14 protein-coding genes and 5 pseudogenes are annotated in these 17,146 nt (G+C 67.8%); 10 read left to right on the top strand and 9 right to left on the bottom strand.

Translation table 11 applies throughout. The features are described from left to right. Window positions 1-108 precede the first annotated feature (108 nt). A pseudogene (locus STRIP9103_RS52820) lies at window positions 109-782 on the bottom strand (DUF5655 domain-containing protein); the annotation flags it as partial. Window positions 783-927: 145 nt separating this feature from the next. Beyond that, the gene (locus tag STRIP9103_RS21760) at window positions 928-1,293 is read right to left on the bottom strand and encodes a YybH family protein (RefSeq protein WP_009317679.1); all 366 of its coding nucleotides are present in this window, start codon (window positions 1,291-1,293) and stop codon (window positions 928-930) included. 97 nt (window positions 1,294-1,390) lie between these two features. Between STRIP9103_RS21760 and STRIP9103_RS21755 the strand changes: the two genes are divergently transcribed. The 3 genes from STRIP9103_RS21755 (at window position 1,391) to STRIP9103_RS21745 (ending at window position 4,369) form a co-directional block, all read left to right on the top strand. After that, complete coding sequence (locus STRIP9103_RS21755; RefSeq protein ID WP_009317695.1) at window positions 1,391-2,281, top strand: LysR family transcriptional regulator; 891 nt, start codon at window positions 1,391-1,393, stop codon at window positions 2,279-2,281. A gap of 178 nt (window positions 2,282-2,459) precedes the next feature. Next, window positions 2,460-3,230, top strand: coding sequence for an IS5/IS1182 family transposase (locus tag STRIP9103_RS21750; protein ID WP_048820106.1), 771 nt, complete (start codon window positions 2,460-2,462; stop codon window positions 3,228-3,230). A 404-nt stretch (window positions 3,231-3,634) separates the two neighbouring features. Continuing rightward, window positions 3,635-4,369, top strand: coding sequence for a dienelactone hydrolase family protein (locus STRIP9103_RS21745; RefSeq protein WP_009317686.1), 735 nt, complete (start codon window positions 3,635-3,637; stop codon window positions 4,367-4,369). 105 nt (window positions 4,370-4,474) lie between these two features. Here STRIP9103_RS21745 and STRIP9103_RS46870 read toward each other — a convergent pair. Together STRIP9103_RS46870 and STRIP9103_RS50045 are read right to left on the bottom strand one after the other, a co-directional pair. After that, window positions 4,475-5,313 (bottom strand): annotated as a pseudogene (locus tag STRIP9103_RS46870) (IS5 family transposase); the annotation flags it as partial. After that, complete coding sequence (locus tag STRIP9103_RS50045; RefSeq protein ID WP_048820715.1) at window positions 5,295-5,723, bottom strand: hypothetical protein; 429 nt, start codon at window positions 5,721-5,723, stop codon at window positions 5,295-5,297. The pseudogene STRIP9103_RS46870 and the gene STRIP9103_RS50045, both read right to left, overlap by 19 nt. Window positions 5,724-5,929: 206 nt before the next feature. Between STRIP9103_RS50045 and STRIP9103_RS21730 the strand changes: the two genes are divergently transcribed. Together STRIP9103_RS21730 and STRIP9103_RS50040 are read left to right on the top strand one after the other, a co-directional pair. Continuing rightward, a complete protein-coding gene (locus tag STRIP9103_RS21730; RefSeq protein WP_048819522.1) occupies window positions 5,930-6,220 on the top strand; it encodes a transposase in 291 nt (96 codons plus the stop codon). A 26-nt stretch (window positions 6,221-6,246) separates the two neighbouring features. Then, the gene (locus STRIP9103_RS50040) at window positions 6,247-6,423 is read left to right on the top strand and encodes a hypothetical protein (protein ID WP_158696901.1); all 177 of its coding nucleotides are present in this window, start codon (window positions 6,247-6,249) and stop codon (window positions 6,421-6,423) included. Window positions 6,424-6,444: 21 nt separating this feature from the next. Here STRIP9103_RS50040 and STRIP9103_RS51715 read toward each other — a convergent pair. Further along, window positions 6,445-7,318: pseudogene (locus tag STRIP9103_RS51715) on the bottom strand (IS5 family transposase). Window positions 7,319-7,375: 57 nt separating this feature from the next. On the opposite strand from STRIP9103_RS51715, the pseudogene STRIP9103_RS21720 reads away from it, so the two are divergent. Next, window positions 7,376-8,053: pseudogene (locus STRIP9103_RS21720) on the top strand (IS3 family transposase); the annotation flags it as partial. A gap of 591 nt (window positions 8,054-8,644) precedes the next feature. On the opposite strand, the gene STRIP9103_RS21715 reads toward STRIP9103_RS21720, so the two are convergent. Then, window positions 8,645-12,541, bottom strand: a complete 3,897-nt coding sequence (locus STRIP9103_RS21715; protein WP_009317696.1) for an nSTAND1 domain-containing NTPase — start codon at window positions 12,539-12,541, stop codon at window positions 8,645-8,647. A gap of 282 nt (window positions 12,542-12,823) precedes the next feature. Between STRIP9103_RS21715 and STRIP9103_RS50730 the strand changes: the two genes are divergently transcribed. Continuing rightward, window positions 12,824-13,330, top strand: coding sequence for a hypothetical protein (locus STRIP9103_RS50730; RefSeq protein ID WP_009317692.1), 507 nt, complete (start codon window positions 12,824-12,826; stop codon window positions 13,328-13,330). Between the two features lie 103 nt (window positions 13,331-13,433). Here STRIP9103_RS50730 and STRIP9103_RS51710 read toward each other — a convergent pair whose 3' ends face one another. Next, window positions 13,434-13,634: a zeta toxin family protein gene (locus STRIP9103_RS51710; protein WP_048820714.1), complete on the bottom strand. Its 201-nt coding sequence runs from the start codon at window positions 13,632-13,634 to the stop codon at window positions 13,434-13,436. Between the two features lie 263 nt (window positions 13,635-13,897). Here STRIP9103_RS51710 and STRIP9103_RS21700 point away from each other — a divergent pair, with 263 nt between their 5' ends. After that, the gene (locus STRIP9103_RS21700) at window positions 13,898-14,521 is read left to right on the top strand and encodes a hypothetical protein (RefSeq protein ID WP_100243964.1); all 624 of its coding nucleotides are present in this window, start codon (window positions 13,898-13,900) and stop codon (window positions 14,519-14,521) included. 638 nt (window positions 14,522-15,159) lie between these two features. On the opposite strand, the gene STRIP9103_RS21695 is transcribed toward STRIP9103_RS21700, so the two are convergent. Further along, entirely contained in the window at window positions 15,160-15,585 is a 426-nt protein-coding gene (locus STRIP9103_RS21695) for a site-specific integrase (protein ID WP_009317690.1), read from the bottom strand. A gap of 414 nt (window positions 15,586-15,999) precedes the next feature. Here STRIP9103_RS21695 and STRIP9103_RS21690 point away from each other — a divergent pair. Together STRIP9103_RS21690 and STRIP9103_RS50035 are read left to right on the top strand one after the other, a co-directional pair. Beyond that, window positions 16,000-16,197, top strand: a pseudogene (locus STRIP9103_RS21690) (helix-turn-helix domain-containing protein); the annotation flags it as partial. Between the two features lie 428 nt (window positions 16,198-16,625). After that, window positions 16,626-16,832, top strand: coding sequence for a hypothetical protein (locus tag STRIP9103_RS50035; RefSeq protein ID WP_009317683.1), 207 nt, complete (start codon window positions 16,626-16,628; stop codon window positions 16,830-16,832). 108 nt (window positions 16,833-16,940) lie between these two features. On the opposite strand, the gene STRIP9103_RS21680 is transcribed toward STRIP9103_RS50035, so the two are convergent. Continuing rightward, on the bottom strand, window positions 16,941-17,146 hold a 206-nt coding region (locus STRIP9103_RS21680), incomplete at its 5' end, for a dihydrofolate reductase family protein (protein WP_009317687.1).

Below are 17,146 nucleotides of genomic sequence, written 5' to 3'. Positions count from 1 at the left end.
TTGATGGTCCACCGCCACTCCCTGCCCCCTACGCCGGAAGGCACAACCGCCACCACATCCACAGCCGCCCAGTCCCGCACCCGCTGACGTCACAGACGCGATGGACGGTTATGCCGCCGCCCAGCTCGCGCGGAAGAGGTCCACAGCCCGCTCCACGTCCCGCTCGGAGCGCAACTGCACCTCCAGGTCGCCCGTACCGTGGTGGCCGACCTCCGTCACATCCCGGGTGAAGCCGGGAATGAGGTCGACCTCCTTGGGGTCGGCCTTGAGGTAGACGAGGAGCTTGATCTTCTGTGGCGGGCAAACGCAGGCGAAGTTCCGCAGGCGCTGATACGCCCGGTACTGCTTGCGCTCCACCCGGCTGACGCCGCCTCCGAGGCCGAGCAGCACCTCGTCAACCGCCTCAGCCAGCTTGGCCAGCGCCCCGCCCTGCGCGCGGACAGACGGCAGCCCGGCCGCGCCCCGGCGCACCCGCCTGACGGCCGGCGTCCGGCCGTCGACGGAAGCCACGGTCTCAAGGCCGATCAGGTCCTTGCCGAAGAACCGATAGCGGACCAGGTCGATACTGCGCCGGTGCTCCCGTACGGCGTGCGCGCCGTAACGGGTGAAGTCGCGGCGACACAGATCAGCCTCGGTGCGCTCCACAGCACCTGGGACGCGGCCGATACCCCGAGCCGGTCGCGGACCAGGTGCCGGAAGGCGTCCCTGTGCGCCATCAGCCACGCCATGTAATACAAGCCCTGGTTGATCACGCTGGCATCGGTGCCGCGCTTGTACTCAACATTACCGACCGCAGGAGCTCGTGAACCGGCTCTGAACTGCGACGACTCATAGAGTGCATGTCCGCGTCGGGGAGTTGGGGCCGTTGCTGTAACTCGCCGGGGACGTCTCATGGGATGGCCCGTCCATCGGGACGGTGGACGGGTTTTAGCGGGTGGGCGGGACGAACTCGGGCTGGTCGAGCAGGCGCAACCAGCTTCCGTCAGGCTGGCGGCGGACGACCTGCGCCCGGGCGCCGGCCCCGTCCTTCGGTGGGGTCGAGGTGAGGGCGATGTCGCCGCTGACCAGCGTCGGCAGTGGTTGTTCCGGCTCGAAGCGGGGACGGTTGGCCAGTACCTTCTCCCATAGCGCACGGATCGCTTCCCGGCCCACCGTCTGGTCGCCGGGCGGGTAGGCCATCACTGCATCCTCTTCGTAGAGTGCGGCAACCCCGGCCGCGTCACCTGCGTTGGATCGTTCAACGAACAAGCGGGTGATGTCTTCAGGTCGCATGGCCTTCTCGTATTCCGGCATGGGTTCCTCCTGACGTCGGGCTTTGGTGCTTCTAGCCTGGTCGGCCACTGACCAGAAGTCCAACAGATGAATCTACTGGAAGCTAGAATTTCCAGTCATGGAGCTGAGGCAGCTGGAATACTTCGTGGCGGTCGCCGAAGAACAGAACTTCACCCGGGCGGCCGAGCGGGTGCACATCAGTCAGTCCGGCGTCAGTGCTCAGATCCGCCAGTTGGAACGTGAACTTGGTGCCGAGCTGTTTGACCGGTCGGCGCGCACTGCCACCCTTACTGTCGCGGGAAAGGCTGCGCTCGAACATGCCCGCGCGGCTCTCGCCGCGGCTGGGGCGGTTGGCCAGGCGGTGGGTGAGGTCGCCGACCTGATCCGGGGGCGGCTCACGGTTGGGATGGTCATCGGCTGCACCCTCACGCCGCTGTTTGACGCACTCTCTGCGTTCCACCGGGCGCATCCCGGGGTGGAGATCTCACTCTTGGAGGACAATTCCGACCGCCTCATCGAGGGGGTGCGCGCCGGCACCGTCGACCTGGCTCTTATCGGGACCGCAACCGCCACCCCCAACGGGCTGAATGCGCTGACGATCATCAGTGAGCGGCTCGTCGTAGCAGTGCCGGCCGGACACCCCTTGGCGAAACAGCGGCGGGTCACTTTGCGCGAACTGGTCACCTACCCGATCGTGTGCATGCCATCCGGCACCGGCCTGCGCACAGTATTCGACCGTGCTTGCGCCGCACAGAGCCTCCAACCCGCGATCGCGCTGCAAGCCAGCGCAGCGGATGCCATTGCCGACCTCGCCGCTCGCGGACTCGGCGTCGCCATCCTCAGCGACTCGATGGCCGAGAGCTATCGCGACCGAATCATCGCCCGCACCATCGACGACGTGGAAACACCCGCCCTGCTGGCCCTGATCTGGAAGAGCACGCACAGCCCTGCGGTGCGTGAGTTGCTCGTGCACAGCCGACAAGCATTCACCAAGCCCGACCCTGGGTAGCAGGAAAACCCTTCAAGATCCGATGTGGGTCTACTTGGGCCGGGCCAAGGCCCGTTGGGCCGGGCCAAGGCGCGCTGTGGAGTGGTCAGCGGGACAGAATCACATTGTTGATCCCGGGTCTGCGATTCGGGCTTCTAAAGGGTGTTGCAGAAGGCTCGGTTCAGGGCATTTTGCCTGTATGGGTGGGGTGTTGCGGGCTGAGTCGGTGTGGGTGGAGACGTTCACGGGCTTGCGGATGGATCGGTTCGTGAAGCTGGTGAAGGTGGTGCGGGAGCAGGGCGGTGACGGGCCCGGTGGAGGCCGTCCGTGGTGCCTGCCGCTGGCGGACCGGGTCCTGCTGGTGGCCGTCTACTACCGCACCAACCTCACCATGCGGCAGCTCGCCCCGCTCTTCGGCATCTCCCCGGCGACTGTCTGCCGGGTCATCCAGCGCCTGCGACCGCTGCTCGCGCTGGAGCCCGCCCCACGGCCGGTCGCCGAGGCGGACCGGCTGTGGATCGTGGACGGCACCCTGATCCCGGTCCGCGACCGCAGCGTGGGTGCCTCGAGCCGCAACTACCGGTTCTCGGCGAACGTGCAGGTCATCATTGATGCCGACACCCGCCTGGTCATCGCCTCGGCCCGGCCGGCCCCGGGCAACAAGGCCGACGCTCACGTCTGGCGGGAGTCCGACCTGCCGGCCGTGGCGACCGGAACCACGGTGCTCGCGGACGGCGCCTACCTCGGCACCGGCCTCATCGTCCCGCACCGCAGAAGAGCCGGACGCCCCCTGCTGCGCGGGCAGCAGGAGGACAACGCCGAACACCGACGCGTCAGGGCCCGCGTCGAGCACACCTTCGCCCGCATGAAGAACTGGAAGATCCTCCGCGACTGCCGTCAGAAAGGCGACGGCCTTCACCACGCCGTCCAGGCCGTCGCCACCATGCACAACCTCGCCCTCGCCGGGTGAAACACCAGGTCAAGCACCACTTCGACCTGCCCGAGGAGAACCTTCTGCAACACCCTTTAGGGTGCGTTTCAGAAATGCGGTGAGGACCGTGCAGTCGCAAGCTCGGTATTGGTGTCACGAGCAGCGCGTTGACGGGGTTCAGGATGCGAGGCGTTTGCCGAGATCATTCTCGCGAACTGCGCTGTGGACTGGGGGTGCTGGCGTCGGCTTTGTTCGGTGGACTAAGTTGTGGGGGTGACTACCGGGACGGCATTGCGCCACACACGGATCGGTGACCCGGTGCTGTTCTGAGCGCCGTGGGGGCCAGTGCGGGCCCGCTGTTAGATCGAGGGTCTTGCGCTGCTGCACGGGCTCCACCTCCGTCGGGTTGATCACAGGACACATCAACCACGACAGGAGCGTTCATGCCCACCAAGGTGCTGCAGATTCCCACCCCGGACGGCCAGGCCGATGCCTTCGCCGCCTTCCCCGACGACGGCGAGCGGCACCCAGGGGTGCTGATGTACGCGGACGGCTTCGGCATCCGGCCCGTGCTGCGGGAGATGGCCCGCGAACTGGCCGACCACGGGTACTACGTGCTCGTCCCCAACTTCTTCTACCGGCATGGCCCGGCACCTGTGGTCGAACTTCCCGAGCACATCGGAGAAGAGGCCCGGACCGCGGTCATGGGTCGGCTGATGCCCCTGATTGAGGCGCACACCATCGAACGGACCCTGCGCGATGCCGACGCCTACCTCAGATTCCTCACCACGCAGCACGAGGCCAGCGCCGGACCCGTCGCGGTGACCGGCTACTGCATAGGCGGCCTCCTGGCGGTGCGCACCGCCGCGGCCCACCCCGGCCAGGTGGCCGCCGTCGCCGGATTCCATGCTCCCGTGGGCGCCGCCGGGCCCGACAGCCTGCGCCGCCTTACCGCCCAGGTCCACTTCGGCCACGCTGAAACCGACCTGACGCCCGAGGCCCTCGGCGAACTCAACCAGGCTCTGGACGCCGCGGGTGTCGACTACACCTCTGAGATCTACCCCGACACCGTCCACGGCTTCACCATGGCCGACACCGACGCCTTCAACCCCGCCGCACTGCAGCTTCACTGGGACCACCTGCTCCCCCTCCTCGGCCGCACTCTGGCCAACTGTTGAGGCTCCGGCCCGGAATCCGAACCTGAAGTGCACGGCTCCGCAGTCCTGGGGCGTGTTGCGACCGTGCTGGTCACAGCCACTCGTTGATGGCCGCGACCAGTACGTTGCTTCGTAGTGGACAGCGAGCTTGTCGTACTTCGTGGCGACCGCGCGGTGGCGCTTGAGGCGATTGATCCCACACTCGACCGCATGGCGCTCCTTGTAATCCGCGGCGTCGAACTTCGGCGGCCGACCACCACGGGAACCGCGTTTCCTTCGGTGGGCGATCTGGTCGCGCTTCTCCGGGATCGTGCAGCGGATACGGCGCTTGCGCAGGTAGGCACGGTTCGCGCGGGAGCCGTACGCCTTGTCGGCCCGAACCTTGTCCGGCCGGGTGCGCGGGCGGCCCGGGCCGAGCCGGGGCACCCGGATGCGGCCAAGGACCACCTGGAACTGCGGGGAATCACCGCGCTGCCCAGCCGTGATCACCAGTGACATCGGCTTCTGGGCCTGCTCAACCGCCAGGTGGAGCTTGGTGGTCAGCCCGCCCCGAGAGCGTCCGAGCCCTTGGTCGTCGGGCTCGGTGAAGACTCCGCCCGGAGGCTCGACCTGCAGATCCCCCTTTTGCGGGCACCTGCCGCATGTTGGTGGGCGCGGGCGATGGTCGAGTCCACCGAGACGTCCCAGGTGATCAGCCCCTGGGCATCGGCCCGGGCCTGAAGCTGCTCGAAGATGCGGTGCCAGGTGCCGTCCCGCTGCCAACGCCGGAAAAGGCCGTACACCGTCTGCCACGGGCCGTACCGCTCGGGCACGTCCCGCCATGGAGTACCAGCGCGGGTGCGCCAGCGTATGCCGTCTATCAACTGCCGCTTGGTGTGCACCGGCGGTCGTCCAGGCTTCTTCCCCACCGGGAGCAGCGACCCCAGCTTCGCCCACTGCGCATTCGTCAGATCGTGCCGCCCCATGAAGTGGATCTTGACACATCAAGATCCACTTCTGAAACGCACCCCAGCCCGACCATCACCACTTGGTCCACGGCCCAAAGCCGGCACAGTTCTGTGTACAACCCGGTCGGCCATCGAGCCGTGCGGCAACTGATCCGCAGACGCAGCCCTCTCCGAGCCTCATCCTCAAGACCTTCCACCTGCTCAATGAGCAATTGGTCCAACTCCAGCAGGTTGTCAAGCCTTTCGTCCAGGCCGTCCAGGAGCACGTGCCACTCGGTCGCGCCGGCCGGCAGCTGGAACACCGCGGCCAGCTTCGCCGCAGCGCGAGCCGCGTCTGTACCGCACTTACCCAGATCGAGCCGCTGCACAGGAAGGCCCGCGGCCTCAAGGTCACGCTGTTCCTGCTCGAACGCGTACGACTTGCCCATGCCCCACTCACCCCGCAGGACGAGTACAGGTACCGCTCGCTCGTCAGCCAACGGCCGTCCAGGAACCCCGCCAGAAAACAACGACGCCTGCGGCCAGCCATAGCGATCCGACTCCAAGAGCTCCCCCAGCGGGAAAACCTGAGGGGCCACGAAGTTTCCGGACAGGCACCCAATAGGGTTGTCCTGAACAAGGAAGCGAGGAAGAAGTGGCGCCACCCAGTAAGTACTCGCCGGAGTTCCGCGAGGAAGCCGTCCAGATCGCGTTGAGGTCAAGCAAGACGATCTCCGAAGTCGCCCGGGAGCTTGAGCTGAACTCGGAGACGCTACGCGGCTGGGTGAAGAAGTACCAGAAGCAGCAGGAACCGGCCCCCGAGGCGGAACTGACGGTGAACGAGCGAGCGCGCCTGAAGGAACTCGAACGACGCAACCGCGAGCTGGAGATGGAAGTTACCTTCCTGAAAAAAGCCGCAGCGTACTTCGCGAAGGATCCCCGGTAGCAAGCAAGTACGAGTTCATCGACGAGATGCGGCTCGACACCGAGAAGTACGCATACAGCGTCGAGTTCATGTGCGGCCGACTCGGCGTCTCCAGATCCGGCTACTACGACTGGCGATCCCGCCCAAAATCCGCGACCGCCCAGCGGCGCGAAGAACTGAAATTGCTCATCGAGAAAGCCTTCGACATGTCCGACAGCACCTAGGGTGCGTTTTGAAAGTGCTGGTCACAGCCACTCGTTGATGGCTGCGACCAGCACGGTCGCCTCGTAGCGAACTGCCAACTTGTCGTATCTCGTGGCGACAGCGCGGTGCCGCTTGAGGCGATTGATTCCGCACTCGACCGCGTGGCGCTCCTTGTAGTCGGCCTTGTCGAACTTAGTGGCCGGCCGCCGTGGGAGCCGCGGTTCTTGCGGTTGGCGATCTGGTCGCGCTTCTCCGGGATCGTGCAGCGGATACCGCGCTTGCGCAGGTAGGCACGGTTCGCGCGGGAGCCGTACGCCTTGTCGGCACGCACCTTGTCCGGCCGGGTGCGCGGGCGGCCCGACCCGAGCCGGGGCACCCGGATGCGGCCCAAGACCACCTGGAACTGCGGGGAATCACCGCGCTGTCCTGCCGTGATGACCAGCGACATCGGTTTCTGGGCCTGCTCGACCGCCAGGTGGAGCTTGGTTGTCAGCCCGCCCCGGGAGCGTCCGAGCCCGTGGTCGTCGGGCTCGATGAACACACCGCCTGGCGGCTCGATCTGCAGATCCCCTTTTTGCGGGCGCCGGCCGCATGCTGGTGGGCGCGGGCGATGGTCGAGTCCACCGAGACGTCCCAGGTGATCAGTCCCTCGGCGTCGGCCTGGGCCTGCAGCTGTTCGAAGATGCGGTGCCAGGTGCCGTCCCGCTGCCAGCGGCGGAACAGGCCGTAGACCGTCTCCCACGGGCCATAGCGCTCGGGCACGTCCCGCCAGGGAGCACCGGCGCGGGTGCGCCACCGTATGCCGTCTATCAGTTGCCGCTTGGTGTGCACCGGTGGCCGTCCAGGCTTCTTGCCGACCGGGAGCAGGGGCTCCAGCTTCGCCCACTGTGTATTCGTCAGATCATGCCGCCCCACGAAGTGGGATCTTGACACATCAAGATCCACATATGAAACGCACCCTACGGGCACAGGCGCATCCAGGCCCAGCTGCACCGCTGGGACGTCGCCGCGGGCGTGGAGCTGGTCCGCCGCCTCATGCGCGAACTGGGCCTGATGCCCTGCCTGCCACGACCGAAGAGGTTCAACCTCACTCAGGCTGCGGCCGGCCAGGTGCTGGACCTCGTCGGCCGCGACTTCACCGCGGATGCGCCCGGCGAGAAGCTCGTCGGTGACATTACCTATATCGCGACCGGGGAAGGCTGGCTGTACCTCGCAACGGTCATCGACTGCTGCACGAAGGAAGTCATCGGTTACGCCATGGACGACCACTACCAAACCTCACTGATATCCAGGGCGATCCGTAACGCGGCACGGAACAGGAACCTCTCGGCCGACGCGATATTTCACTCGGATCGCGGAAGTAACTACATGTCAGCCGAGTTCGGGAGGACGCTGGACCGGTTCGGGCTCCGCAGATCTGCCGGCCGCACCGGGATCTGTTTCGACAACGCCATGGCCGAATCATTCTTCGGTGCCCTGAAGAACGAGCGCGTATCAAGGGTGACTTACCTGACCCGCGAGGCCGCCCGGCAGGACATCACTCGCTACATCGAATTCTGGTACAATCGCAAACGCCTCCACTCGGCGGTGGGTTACCGCCCTCCGCGCGAAGTCCACGCCGAGTATGAGAAGTTGCGAATCGCCGCGTGAAATAAACGGTCAGAAGCCTGTCCGGAAAACGCGAGGCCCCTCAGCTCTCAGGAGCAGCGTTATCGGAGTTATCGGAGCCCGCCTTCCCACGTTCCACACGAAAGCCGCAGATCAGGTTCACGCCGCCCTTCACGCCGAGCACCATCTGGCCAGTAAACGGGTCTCCGCCAGACTCATCCTGGGAAACACAGCAAGATCCCAGTTTTGATGTCACCTATAATTAACGACACTTCAGCAGTGGTTCACCTGCGTTCGTCTTCCTGATCCCTACCTGACGCCGGATGCGGCGCCTTTTCCACATCGCTCACCGCAGTCGCGTTGCCGCTTCTGCAGCATGTGGGGGTTTGAAGCCTCCCCCCGCAGGGCGGCTCCGAAAGGCCATTCCTTCATCTCTTGCGCAGCATCGCATTCGAGAGCTGCCTACATGAGGCTCCTTTCTGCGTTCGTGGCGCACGCTGTGTCAGAACCGGTGATCTGTGACGCTCTGTAGATTCGCGCTTCTGATGCTCGGTGGTCGTTGTCCGTGTATGGCCGTCGAGAAGTGCGTGAGCCGGGGTGGCGTGAGCCCGGCCGGTGTCAGGTAGCGGGTCACTACACCTGGCACGTCTCCTGGTAGGGCAGATCCGGCAGGTACGTCTTCCAGTCAGCCGCCGACAGACCGCCTCCGGCGCGTTCGCAGGCCTGGTCGGCGAGGTGGGATGGGGAGAGGTCGTACGCCTGCAATGGCACGTGCGCGCCCGCGATGTACAGGGTGTCGGTGCTTGTACCGGTGCCCAAGGCGAGGGAGAGTACCGCGCCGCCTGAGGTCGACAGGGGAGAGCCGAGGGGCCGGCGGGACGGTACGTCCCAGAGCTGGACCCTGCCGAAGGGGTTGCCGACCGCGAGAGTGCTGCCGTCGGCGGAGAAGGCGAGCGAGGTCACGTTGCCCGTGTCGCCGCCGGATGCGTCGGAGTCGGAGTACGCGTAGTCGTCCGTGCCGGGGAGCAAGCCGAGGCGCCGGCTCACGGCTCCGTCCCAGAGAGTCACGCCTCCCAAGGAGTCGGCCACCGCGAGGTGGGCCCCGTCGGGGCTGAAGGCCAGCTCCTCGGTCAGATCGTCGCCGAGACTGCGGTTGCTGACCACCCCGGTGGTGAGGTCGACGATCACTCCCTGCGGGGTCACTACGGTGTCTCCGTTCCGACTCACTGCCAGCCTTTGCGTGCTCCATTCGAAGCTGCCTGCCTCCGATGATCCCCACGCGCCGACGGTCCGGTCCACTGTCCGCACGCGCTCGCGGCGGTGCACGTCCCACACGTCGACGGCCTTGTCGTCCCATGACCTGAACGTCAGCAGAGAAGCGCCGTCATGGGTGAGGGCCACACTCTGTACCCCCCACAGGTCACGGCCGCCCGGCGGCTCGATGACAGCGTGTTCTTTCCGGGCTCCGATGTCCCATACCGTGATCCGGGGCCGCTTCGTCACGTCGTCGACGGCGTCGGACCAGCTCCTGCCATAGGCGAAGTACCTGCCGTCACCGCTGAATGCCATGAGATCGACGCAGGCCGACTCCAGCTCGCTCCCGTCCTCGAAGTCGGGCGGCACGTCATCGCACGGATTCTCCTTCGGCCGGAGGAGAACGGCGCCGTCGCGCGTGTCCAGCAGCCGTACGCCTCTCCCGGCGCCCTGCTGCCGGAGGACGGCCAGCGTCGTGCCGTCCTGGGCGAGTTGGGCGTGGTCGGCGGGCCGCCGCTCCCACCTCTGCTCCGACTCCGCGAAGCTCAGCGACCGTACAGTCGTCGTGGGGCCGTTGAGATAGCGGATGGTGTGCGCGTCGGGATCGAGCGCGAAATCATCGATCGAGACCGGCAACGAGTACCGGAGGACCGGGACGGGGTCGTACGGCTCCGTCAGGCGCCACACCACCAGCCCCTCGATCCCGCGCGCCGCGAGGAACCGCCCGTCCGCGCTGAACCGGAGTGTGTCCAGGTTCTCCTTCTCGATCCTGGTGAGCTCACGCCCGGAGCGGAGGTCCACCCTGCGGATCCCGGTCCCGGTCGGCAGAGCGATGGTGCGACTGTCCGGGGCGAAGGCAAGCCCAGTCACCTCACAGGAGTGCCGTTTCAGCCCCGTCGGCCAGGGCACAAGTACAGGTTCCCGACCGGCGGTGTCCCAGATCTCCAGCGGGCGTCTGTCCGAGCACAGCGCCAACCGGCGGCCGTCCGGGCTGAGCGCCGCCTCCTCCACCATCTCGCCCTTCCGCATCCGGACCTCCCCCAGCATCCGCTCGGTGCGCAGGTCCCAGGCCTGGACGGAACCCGAGCCGCCGCGGCTGCGCGCGTCCCCGTCCGCGGCGGAACCAGAGTCGCCGAGTTCCAGTTCCGGTGGTCCCGCGTACACCAGGAGGGTGTCCCGGCCGGGCCCGAACTCCACACCGTCCGTCAGGCCCATCGGCAGCTTGGCGGTGATCTGCCCGGCCCGGACGTCCCATATCCGAATTCCGGTGCCCACCCACAGCGCGAGCTGACGGCCGTCCGGCGAGACCGCCTCAACCGTGGCAAGGTCCTCCTCGCCGTACCCCGGATACACGTGAGTACGGCGATGCGTGCGCACGTCCCACGTCATGATCTTCTCCGGAGTGATGGAGATCAGGGTCCGGCCGTTGTCGACGAGACGGCGGTCGACGCCCATTTCCACCTCCCTGTCACCGACATCGGCACCGGGTATGGCGAACGTGTCCTCCTCCGGCTGCGCCACCGCTCCCACCACCGCCCCCCGGCTCTCCGTGGTCTCCGCCAGCCTCCACGCCGCCACACTCAGCCGCATCGACGTCACCGGATCGGAGAACCGCAGACTCTCCGCCACCGCCGCGATCCGACGGGCCTCCGCCTCCGCGTGCCGCCGGTCGCTCGTCCGCCCCTGCTGCCAGGCGACGATCCCGGCGACGAGGGACAGGACGACCAGGAGGCTGAGGGCGCCGATCAGTCCGCGCCTTCGGCGCCGCGCACCGGTGCGGGCCTCGCGGCTCGTGGCCAGGAAGGAACGTTCCAGCGCGGTGAGGGCGGCCGCATGCTCAGGCGCGGCGAACAGTTCGTCAGCCGTGTCGAGACGGGCTCCCCGGTACAGGGCCCCGGGGTCGCGCCCGAGGTCGTCCCACGCCTGGGCCGCCTCCGTCAGCCGCCGGTGGGCACGCAGCCACTCGCGATCCTCCTCGATCCACTGCCGTAGGCGCGGCCACGAGGAGATCAGCGACTCGTGGGCAAGGCCGACCCTGTCGTCGTCCAGAGTGACCAGGCGGGCAGCGGCAAGATCGGCCAGGACGCGGGCAACGCCGCCCCGGTCGCTGAGATCCAGTTCCGCGCGTTCGACGGGACGCCGGGTGTCCGGCGTGCCGTCCCCCGGGGTGATCAGGCGCAGCAGGATGCGCCGAACGAGCCGGCACTGGTCTGGGGACAGCCGCGCGTACAGATCCTCGGCGGTCTGGGCGATGGCCGCGTGGATCCCACCGGTTGCCTCGTACGCCTCCAGGGTCAACATATGGCCTCTGCGGCGGCGCCAGGTCTCCAGCAGGGCGTGCGAGAGCAGCGGCAGGCTGCCCGGCTCCCCTGCCGCCTGTTCGGTCAGCCGGGCGGTCAGGGCGCGTTCCACGATCAGCCCGTGTGCCTGGGCCGGTTTGACGATCACCGCGCGCAGCGCGTCGGCATCCATGGGCCCCACCGGCACGGTGGACTCTCGTATGGCCGCGGCCAGTTCGGGATGGGCCAGGCAGTGGGCGTAGAAGTCGGCGCGTACGCCGAGGACGACGCGCAGCCGGCTTCCGGGCTGGGCAGCGGCCAGCAGGCGGGCCAGGAATCCGGCCCGCTCTGCGGTGTCGTGGCAGAGGGTGAAGATCTCCTCGAACTGGTCCACGACCAGCCAGGTGTCCCCCGAACCCGGGGCCGGTACGCACACGGTGTCGTGGGTGCGCAGCGGATGCTCGCCCGGGGTGAGGATCCGCACCGCCGCCGGCCGGTCCGGCCCCTCGAGGCTGCGCAGGCGGGGAATCAGCCCCGCCCGCAGCAGGGATGACTTGCCGCTGCCGGACGGCCCGAAGACCGCGACCACGCGATGCTCCGTCACCGTTCGGACCAGCGCGTCGGTCATCTCGTCCCGGCCGAAGAAGAGCTCCGCATCGCCCACGTCGAAACGGGCCAGGCCACGGTAGGGGGACGGAACGGTCTCGTCCGCCACGAGGTCGGCCGCCCGGGCCTGCTCCGTGACCACCGCGCGCCAGCGCCGCTCCCACGCCTTCTCCTCGCCGCCGCACGCCCGCACATAGGCCAAGACGACTGGCAGGGAGGGCAGTTGCTCTCCTTTGGCCGCTCTCGACAGGGTGGACACCGAGACCTCCACCTGCCGGGCCATCTGCCGGTAGGTGATGCCACCCGCTTCCTGACGCAGCTTGCGCAACTCGAACGCAAACCGCTGAACCGGCCCCAGCCCCGGATCGAGGTCCGCCTCCGGACGCCCCATATCAATTCCTTCCCCCGTGCCGCCCCCGTGACCAGCGGCGGCGTCTCATCCCAACACGCACCCCACCACCGTGAAAGACACCATCTCGCCAACCCAAACCTGTGACCTGCTTTGTTTCACGCCCGCGACATGGCTGTGCAACAACCCCGGCACCGCTGGACTCGGTATCGGACGCCCCCGGCGCCGCGTGCCACGCAGCACGAACGGCAGAGTGCGCGCCGCAACGGGCATCCGAAACGGATCAAACTGATCAAACGGATCACAGCGGAGAATGAGGTCTCAGTGACATCGAAGCTGCAAACGGGGATCATCACCCTGGTGTCGAGCGCCGTCCTCGCGGGCGGTGGTGCCGCCCTCGCGGGACCCGCGGCTCAGGCGACGGAGCGCTCGGGCGATCGGGTGGCAGCCGTGCCGGACCCCGGCGTGACCAAGTCGGTCGGCAACGGCAAGTGCACGTACACCAAGTGGGGCGGCACCTTCCTGTGCAAGAGCCAGGTCAGGCACAAGCTCCCCAACGGACATTGGCAGGTGTTCGTCATCGGCACCAACAAGCAGGCGTACAGCCGCTGGTCATCGCCGGGCGGCGGCGTAAGCCGGTGGACGTCCCTCGGCGGGCAGTGCATCAAGCCGGGCCAGCGGTCCATCGACATGGCATGGTCGAATGGGTGGAACTTCGCCATCACCTGCATCGGCGTCAACAACAAGCGCTACTACAGCGAGCGCTTCACCGGCGGTACCACCGGCGGTAAGAACGGCCACTGGAGCAAGTGGCGCCTGAACAAGTACTGACGGACAGGCGCACCGCGCCGAGCCGGGGCCGACCGACCGCATGGGCGATCGGCCCCGGCATATGGCGCATCGAGACCGGGGATGCCCGCGCAGGCGTCACCCACTACTCGATGGTGACGGGCGGCCCGGTACGCACGGGCGGAAGCGCGGAGGCCGTCCGGGTCGGCCAGCGCCGACTCCACCACGTCGCCGAAACCCCGGTCGCGGACAAGGTGCCGACCCGTACAGCGCCGCCGCGACGGTCCGGGACGGCCTGCATCAGGTCGGCGATCTGCGTCTTCCCTGCGCCGGGCTGACCCGCCACGACGACCGGCTGCCGGCGCGCCTCATGACGCGTCGCCGCCGGGAGGCGACGAGGCTCCTCGAGAAGCCGTTGGCCTATCGATCAGGAGCGCGGTGCTGATCGAACGGGGTTCTGATCGCGTGACGGCCTCTCAGAGATGAAAGCGTCACCGAGTCCGCCGCATTGTCCTTAGATCGGCCACGATCCGGTACGGCCGGCGAGGAACGCCCCGTTCCACAGGCACACTTCCCAGGCACCGATGAATTGATCATGCGCATTACAACATGCGCACTACCACGGGGGATCTGTACATGCGCGCCACCCGCAAGACGATGAAGCTGTACGCCCTGGCAGTGGCCGTCGCGGCGGCCCTGACCACCACGGCCTGCGAGCCGAGCGAGGGCGATGGAAAGGCCGACGGCAAGACGAGCCCGTCCGCGAGCGCCCCGAGCAAGCCGGACGCCGATTCCGGCGATGCGAACACCGGCGGTTCGGGCGGCGAGGGCACGACCGACCCCGACAGGACCGGAACGCCCGATCCGGAGAAGACGGGCAACTCCGGCACTGGCGATTCGAGCGGCGAGGACGGCAAGTACGAGTATGCGGACCGGCAGACCCCGCCCAAGGGCTCGGTCTGCGACAACGGCGGTCAGGGTCCCTACGGGGTGATCGAGTCCGTCAACTTCGGCGGCGAGGCCCCCAACACGACGATAGGGCTCGTCCTCGGCCTATACGCGTGCGGCGACGAGGGCCCCGTCTTCAAGCCGACCAGCGCGACCGGGGCCACGACGGACGTACTCCTCGACGACAGCCACCTCAAGGTGGTCGTGGGCGGCACGCTCGCGAGCGATCTGGGCACCAAGACACCGGACGCCAACACGTTCGTCAAGCAGCTTGCGCAGATGTAGGACAACGGCGAGCTCGGTGGCCCCAAGTCCCCCGAGTTCTACTTCCGGATCGACGGCGAGTCCGACGACGTGAACACGATGCCGGACGATGAGTCCCACATCATCTACCTGTACCAGATCATCGACGGCGACTGAGCTTGATCCGGGAGCCGCTGTCACGCGACCTTCCGCTTCGATCCGCCACCGTTCCCAGCCCGGATAGGGGTCGCCGCTCATGCTGATCGGTACGGGCGGGCACACGTGCCGGGCACGCCGGGCAAGTCGGCGGCGACCAGGTGCGTCCCGTACGGCATCCGGTCCTCGTGCACGTCCGCGCCCAGTTCGACGCGCGGCCGGTCGAACGGCTGGCGGTCGCGGTCGTGGGGGGGGCGGTGCGGGTGGTCGCAGGTCGTCGCGGACTGGTGCCGTGGAACGAGACGATCGAGACACCCGGAACCCGGTGATCGGGAAGCTCGATCCTGACGAGCGTCCCGACGAGTGTCCCGACTCGTGCACCGCTCGCGACCACAGGCACTGCTGGGCCTGCGGAGCTCGCACCGACGACCCCAGCCCTCCAGCCGGTCTGTGTGTTCCGTGTCTGAGGCATGAGCCAGAGCCCTACGACTGAGTCGGCTACAGCGCGGACGGTGTGACCATGGTCAGTCGCGGCGCCGGGCGGCCGGGGCGCTCGCGGCGACGTGCGCCGCGACCGCGTCTACCCCGGGACGGGCGTACCGCTCCAGGGAGCGGACGGAGGCGTGGCGGGAGCGGGCCAGCAGCATCGGCGTCGAGGTGCCGTCCTCCGCGTCGTGGGTCAGGGCGCTGCGGCGGAGCCGGTGCGGTGTCCAGCCCTCCAGGTCGTCGAAGTCGTCGGGGCCGGCGAGGGGGTTGGCCGGCAGCCGGGCGCTCTCCTCGATGATCCCTTCCGCCCGCCGGTAGGGCAGCCGTGCGCGGCCGGTCACGGGGCAGGCGTCCAGGGTCGGGATGCGGGCGGGGGCTTTGCGGTCGGTGAAAAAGAGCGGGCCGTGGGTGCGGCCGGCGATGAGCCGGGGCAGGAGCTGGGCGGTGCCGGACTGCCAGTGCATGCGCTCCACGGCGCCGCCCTTTGGAGACGACCCGGCCGCGCTTGTCGGCGGGGAACAGTTCCTCAATGTTCAGACACGCCTCCTCGGCCCCGCGGCGCTCTCGTAGAGGAGCTTCCAGAAGGTCTTCTCCCGTACGGACGCCTCCAGCGCCCACAGGGCGGTGATCTGGGGCTTGGACAGCGCCTTCGTACGGTCCGGGGGTGCCGGGCGGCGCTCGATCCCGACCGCCGCGGCGTACGACTGGCAATCGAACGGGCGGCCATACCGGAGAACGGGAGCGCATTGCAGGTACAGCGCGCCCGGGTCTGCCGCTGTCCGCCCCGCCGCTCTACCGCGGTAAATGCGTACATCTCACCCTCAGTCCCCGTGATCATGCTCGGTCGGACACGCGAGGCCATCAGTGGGGTGCCGTGGGGGCCGTCCGGACGGCCATCGCGAATGAAGCCCGACTGGCGGGAGTGGCTGGCAGCCGAGTTGGAGAAGGGGCCGGCCGCGCACGGCTGGGTGGAGGACCAGCGGTGGACGCTGGCTCGCATCGCCACAGTGATTGCGCGGCGTTTCCACGTGCGGTTCAGCCCGGCGCAGACCTGGCGCATCCTGCACCAGATGGGCTGAACGGTGCAGGTCTCTATGCGCCGGACGGCCGAGCGCGACGAGGACGCGGTGATGAGGATCTCTGAAATCGGCCAGGGACGCTCTTCCCTCCACTTCGTTGCGTCTTGAAGCGTGTGGGGAATGTGGGGAGTGAAGAGCGCGTGTGAGGGCCCAGCGACCGAAGGTCGCCGGGCCCTGTTGATCGGTGACGGTCAGGCGAAGTCGTTGCCCGCGGTGCTCACGGAGTCCGCCGCAGGGAGGTGATCTCAGGAACTCTGCTGGCGATGCAAGATCACACGATGAGTGGGGAGATCGCCTGAGCAGGTTTGGCCGATCCAGGAGCGGCGGATCGGAAGAGCGCGGTTCCAATCGCACCCCTGCTGAGCCCTCCGATATGTTCTCCCGGGCTCGCGTCGGCGGGTCCCACGCGTATTCGAGGGGGAAACGTGCCTGGTGAGCGGCTTGACGCGGGATGGGTCCGGTCCTGGTGGGAACAGGCAGATGCGGCGCTGACGAAGCTGATGCAGTCCTTCCTCCCGACGCATGGCTTCCCGCCCGGCCACAACGCCGTGATGCTCGCAACCGACGACAGCCACCAGTCGACGGACGCACTCGTGGACCTGACGCCGATCCCCCTCCGACCTGACCACTAGCCCTGGACCGGGCATCCTGACGTTGGCCGTTCGCCCTCTATTAGGTCTTGCTCCGCGCCCGCCGGCGCCAGCCTGGCGGCCGTCCAGACCGGTGCCGGCGGGGCGACATCAGGCAGGGACGCCGAGCGGCGGGTGCTCGAGCACGCGGGGCCTGTACTCGACCAGCTGGATGCGGCCGTCGAAGGTGCGGTGCTCGATCATCTCGAGGGCAACGTCCGGATAGCCGTCGTAGATGCGTTCCTCGCCCGTGGCCCCGGTGATCACCGGGAACATCACGACCCGGAAGCGGTCGACGAGTCCGGCTCGTAGCAGGA

The organism is Streptomyces ipomoeae 91-03 (assembly GCF_000317595.1).
In the GTDB taxonomy this organism is placed as follows: Bacteria; Actinomycetota; Actinomycetes; order Streptomycetales; family Streptomycetaceae; genus Streptomyces; species Streptomyces ipomoeae.
The sequence above is the reverse complement of the archived record's forward strand: the minus strand, read 5'-3'. Positions and strand labels throughout refer to the sequence as shown.

Excerpts from the sequence above, each read along its gene's own strand:
- STRIP9103_RS21755 (WP_009317695.1), top strand. The coding sequence starts at position 1,391 with ATGGAGCTGAGGCAGCTGGAATACTTCGTGGCGGTCGCCGAAGAACAG.
- STRIP9103_RS21695 (WP_009317690.1), bottom strand. The coding sequence starts at position 15,585 with ATGCACTGGCAGTCCGGCACCGCCCAGCTCCTGCCCCGGCTCATCGCC.
- STRIP9103_RS21715 (WP_009317696.1), bottom strand. The coding sequence starts at position 12,541 with ATGGGGCGTCCGGAGGCGGACCTCGATCCGGGGCTGGGGCCGGTTCAG.
- STRIP9103_RS50045 (WP_048820715.1), bottom strand. The coding sequence starts at position 5,723 with ATGGGCAAGTCGTACGCGTTCGAGCAGGAACAGCGTGACCTTGAGGCC.
- STRIP9103_RS50040 (WP_158696901.1), top strand. The coding sequence starts at position 6,247 with ATGCGGCTCGACACCGAGAAGTACGCATACAGCGTCGAGTTCATGTGC.
- STRIP9103_RS21750 (WP_048820106.1), top strand. The coding sequence starts at position 2,460 with ATGGGTGGGGTGTTGCGGGCTGAGTCGGTGTGGGTGGAGACGTTCACG.
- STRIP9103_RS21700 (WP_100243964.1), top strand. The coding sequence starts at position 13,898 with ATGCGCACTACCACGGGGGATCTGTACATGCGCGCCACCCGCAAGACG.
- STRIP9103_RS21745 (WP_009317686.1), top strand. The coding sequence starts at position 3,635 with ATGCCCACCAAGGTGCTGCAGATTCCCACCCCGGACGGCCAGGCCGAT.
- STRIP9103_RS21760 (WP_009317679.1), bottom strand. The coding sequence starts at position 1,293 with ATGCCGGAATACGAGAAGGCCATGCGACCTGAAGACATCACCCGCTTG.